Source organism: bacterium, assembly GCA_037131655.1.
Lineage (GTDB): Bacteria > Armatimonadota > Fimbriimonadia > Fimbriimonadales > JBAXQP01 > JBAXQP01.
The window spans coordinates 1-4,437 of record JBAXQP010000228.1; the positions used below are offsets into that span (position 1 = coordinate 1).

3 protein-coding genes are annotated in these 4,437 nt (G+C 48.3%); all 3 read right to left on the bottom strand.

Annotation, left to right across the window (positions count from 1 at the left end; genetic code table 11):
- The coding region (locus WCO51_10125) for a hypothetical protein (protein ID MEI6513615.1) at positions 1-2,934 on the bottom strand (2,934 nt) is incomplete at its 3' end.
- A 2-nt stretch (positions 2,935-2,936) separates the two neighbouring features.
- Positions 2,937-4,094 carry a hypothetical protein gene (locus WCO51_10130; GenBank protein ID MEI6513616.1) on the bottom strand — a complete coding sequence of 386 codons (1,158 nt, stop codon included), beginning with the start codon at positions 4,092-4,094 and terminating at the stop codon, positions 2,937-2,939.
- On the bottom strand, positions 4,091-4,437 hold a 347-nt coding region (locus WCO51_10135; GenBank protein MEI6513617.1), incomplete at its 5' end, for a hypothetical protein. The genes WCO51_10130 and WCO51_10135, both read right to left, overlap by 4 nt.

Consider the following 4,437-nt stretch of genomic DNA (forward strand, 5'->3'; position numbering starts at 1 on the left):
GTCGACCATATTCTGAAGATGTTGATAGGAAAACGCCCGATCACCACCCCCGCTTAAGAGGAACTGGTCGATCTGCTCGTAATAGCCCTTCTTGGTATCTTCATAGGAGTCAAAGTACGCTTTTATTCGATCGGCAAGACCACTGGCGGCGCTATAGGCGCTTCGGAATGCTGCATAGCTGTTTGGCTGAACCGTATCCTTTCTCAATGCCTCATCAATTAGCGCAATCACGTGGTCCTTGAACTGCTGCATCTGGGTGTTATCCATCTCCGTCCACTCACGCCTATGGATCTCTTTGTCTGCTTTAGATGGGGTATAGGTTTGTGCGGAGACTTTCTGGGCGGTGTCTCTACCGGTCATAACATCTATAGTTTTCTGTTTTGAGATCGTACTTGGGTCAACCGATTTTAAACACATGCCATGTGAGCTGGAATAAGCTGTATAGGTCGCCAAATATTCGCTAGTGAGCGCGTGATTGGTGAACGTATACTCCCTGATCAGATGAGAAATATAGTTGAACACACATCGCACGGAACCGATAAGCTCCTGCGCCAGGTATTCCATCACCTTGCATAAGTCGTTATAAATCGCCTCATTGATTTCGGCCGCTTTCTCAGGGTCTCCGTTGTAGATGAGATCGATGAACCCATATTCTGAAGGCATATCCTCAAGAACTTTCTGCTTCCTCTCACCGTATTCGCCCCTACACTTGTAATAGAGAAGGAAATCCTGTTTTGTGCCTTCTGTCAACACCTTTTTCACAGCATCACCCTTCAAAGCGGTCCAGAAACCGATGTCATTTTGAAGTTCCTTAAAGGCAGCATTGAAATCATCGCCATCGAGTTCCAGCCAGCCTTGGTATTTCTTGAGCATTTTCTCTGCATGAATGTACATATCATCTGTTGCTTTGAGTGAGCCGCGGAGTTCGATGATTTTCTTGCTAATCTCTTCTACCTGTTTAGTCCATGCGGCGGCCTTATCAGTCATCCCGTCTTGTGTAGCTTTCGCGATGTCTTTCCACATCACATCCTGCTGCTTATGGAGCAACTCTAGTTTGTCTGTAATCGGTTTGAGTACCCCCGCTTTTCCTGCGATCGTCTTTTCCGAATACTCGGTTAATTCCTTAGTTACCTCTTTCTGAGTTGTTACCAGAGCTAATTTACTGCTTTTTTCGAGCGTTTCCTTCTTCGCCTTCCCCGTCCATGCAAGCGAATACGATCCCATTTCTACCAAGAAACCGATCATGTTGTTAATCACTTCTTCAGCAACCTTGGCGCGAAGGTTGTATGCAAGTTCGAGGTTTTTAAGTAGAGCGGTTGACTGCACCACATAGTCGCTTATGACGATCGCTTTGTTACTGAGGTCTTGGAAGTTGTCTTGAAGCTCCGCTAATCTCATTTTCGCGATATGAGTCAAGAATTTTCGAACGTATACATCCAAAGCGGGAGCAAGGGTGGACGATAGCTTCATAGCATCGACACATGTTTTGGATAACGGTTGAAAAAATGTCGGCTCCGGCTTCATCTCGCAGATTATCGGTACTGCGGTAGCAGGCGTTGTTGTTGGGCGATGTGGATTAGTGAACCTGTAACAATGCTTATCAGGATCGTAAGCACCGTTCCAGCTTTCATTCTCACCCGCTTGGAACTCAGCCTGGATATCGTCGATAGTTATCTCTTTCGGGTCATCTTTTGTAATGGTGATGCCGGCTTCAGGGGAGCTAAAAATGGCTTTGGCGTAGACCATCAGGTCAGCCAGTTTTAACACCTCCTCGGCATCTTGTCCAGGCATAAGCTCTTCGACATAGCCTGAGAATTGCTCCCAGCCCGCTTTGCCGACAGCAAGATAGCCCTTGAACTTCCTGTCATCGGGGTTGGGGAAAATAATTTCAGCGTCTGAGCTAGTCGCGTACTGATCTGGTTCTCGCATTAGACCTACATCCAGCGCAGATGCTCCAATAGCAGGCGCAGAAAGGGTGAAATTGAGTTGCTCTCGATGTGTTTTTAGGTAAAACGGGGTCGTATCCGTGACTTCGACTACTAGCGAAACCCCTTCCCAACGGAAATTCTTGTCCGCGCAGTTTAAGGTGAGCTTTACGCTGTCAGTCGAGATCGGAATATCTTTTCGATAGAACTCTGAGACAGTTCCGTCTGGTTTAGTTTTCGAGAGATGGAATCGACCCATAATCGTCTTTGTACTGCATTGAATTTTTAGGGTTTTAGAAGGGATGTTCCCGCCGCTTGACTTCTCCGGTGGTTTGAATTCAACAGATGCCAAATCTCGCTTTTGACCATCACCAGGAAGAAACCTTGGAACACCTAATTGGAATATAATTCCTCCTGGCACTGGAGGAAGAGTGGCTTTTCGTAGAAAATCTGCCATCTCGCCCTGAGTAATCTTGAAATCAAGCTCCGCCCCCAGCATTGGGACGTAATCTTTGTGCTCGAAGCTGTAGGTCTCACAAACCGCCGTTACTTCGAGTCTTTCTCCTCTAACAGCATCGACTACGAGCGGGTCGTCATTTGGTTTGACGCCAATTCGATTCGGCGGAGGCTCAAGATAGACCGTGACAAGCCCCGAAACCTCTGGGAGCATCGCATCGACGGGCACTGGTGACCAAGGCAGAGGGGGCGCGGTGGGTTTTGCGATCACCTTCAAAGTGAAGCCCAATTGTTGAGTAAATACTTTCGGATCGGGTTTATCGACTGAGACGGTGAACTGGGCGGTGATGTGGTCGGCGAGTACTGACTTGTCTGAGACTTTTAGGATGTTGTTCTTAATGGCCGGGGCAGCTGAGGAATCGGGGGCATCCTCGACTTTAAAATCATTAACGAGCTGCTGCGGAACGGCGTCTGTTTTTGAGATTATCTGCGCCTTGATGACCGCCGTGTCCCACGTTTTCGTCGCATCATTCCACTTGAGTGTATTGCCCATGCCTACTCACCCTCCAAAAACTTCATTTCGTACCCACCCTGGATTTCTACGGTTACTGTTCCTGATGTGATAGCGCCTGCCGCCTCTGCAGTGATATTGAGAACTTTTTTACCGGGTTGTAATGTCTGCTCCGAAGAAATTTGCATTTGGAGAGAGCCTTGTCCGGCAATCGGATTGACTATTAGACCGATCGGCGCTTCAACTCTTATCATTGCTTCAGGAGCTGGTATAGGATTACCTGAAGCGTCAACTCTCCACGCCGTAGCAGTCACTTGAGCCGTCTGGCCGGTGTTTAATTCAACCTGGTCGCGGTTGAGTTGAAGTATATAGTTTTTTGGCTGATCCGATTGGTTCTTTGAACTTGGTTTCTGCTTGTTCCTAAGGTTGTTGATGGCCGCTGCCGCCGCAGCAACGGCCGCCATTCCGCCAACTATTAATGTCCATGGGGGAGCGATGGGTTGTTTACCTTTGGCATATTCTGTCCTGAAAGCGTAATGCATAGCATCTGCAACATTCATAACCCGCGAGGTTATATTAGGAATTGTATGCGGATACATCAATCCCCGCGCTTCGACACTGAAAACAATAGTGCGGTTTTCATCATTAGGCGTAGGTTCGGCCCATTGAATTCTTACACTAGTGATATTTGAAGTGTTGAGTTCGAGTTTTGGAACCTGTTTGTTGACCTTGATGCTCCAGCGGCTATCATTCCACTGGTACTCACCCATATTCGCCTTAACGCCGAATACAAAAGAAGCGATATAGAGCGGTGCCAGCGAGTTCTTTTGCGCCCCACCGGTGTCATCGAGAACGCTCGTGAACATATATTCTGAACTGCCTGGCTGTAATTCACCCGGCATGATCCCTTTGACTGATTCGACGGCTTTCTTAGCTGCTCTATCCAGTGGGTCGTCAGTCGTAGGAGGTTGCTTTGGCTGCTGCCCGAATAGAGGCAGAGTGAAGACCAGTAGGAGCAAAACCAAGCCATATATAATGCCTGATGGCGCCTGGCGACTGAAGTCGCGGCTGTTACTGGCAAAGTCCGCCTGCGCGGACTCCGAATAATCCACGTAGGTGGTTTTTGCTATCAATAGCTGTTGTTTCAACCGCCAAGCAAATCCCTTTTTCAACCCATTAACTTTATCTTTGCAACGCTTCATTCGACAAACCTCATCTCGTATCCCTGACCAGCGGTTAAATTTACAGATTCGCTGATCTGGCTGCCGCCAACGGAGGCGTTGATCATTAATTTGCCTGGGGTTGGGGTTTTATCGGGTAAAAGTGAGACGGTACAACTCACTTGCCCCGTTCCTGCTGGTGGGGCGTAAGCAAAACCGGTTACACCGGGCGCTAATGAGAGCTGAATGGCAGCGCCGGATGCAGGTTTTGGCACACCGTCTTCACCCACTTGCCAGACGGCAATAGCAAGCTCTTTGGGTTCTTGAATCTCAAGCCTTTTCACGCTGAGTTGGAGTATATAACGAATGGGTCTTGGGGTTGGGT

Coding starts and splice junctions, on each gene's coding strand:
- WCO51_10130 (MEI6513616.1), bottom strand. CDS start 4,094: ATGAAGCGTTGCAAAGATAAAGTTAATGGGTTGAAAAAGGGATTTGCT.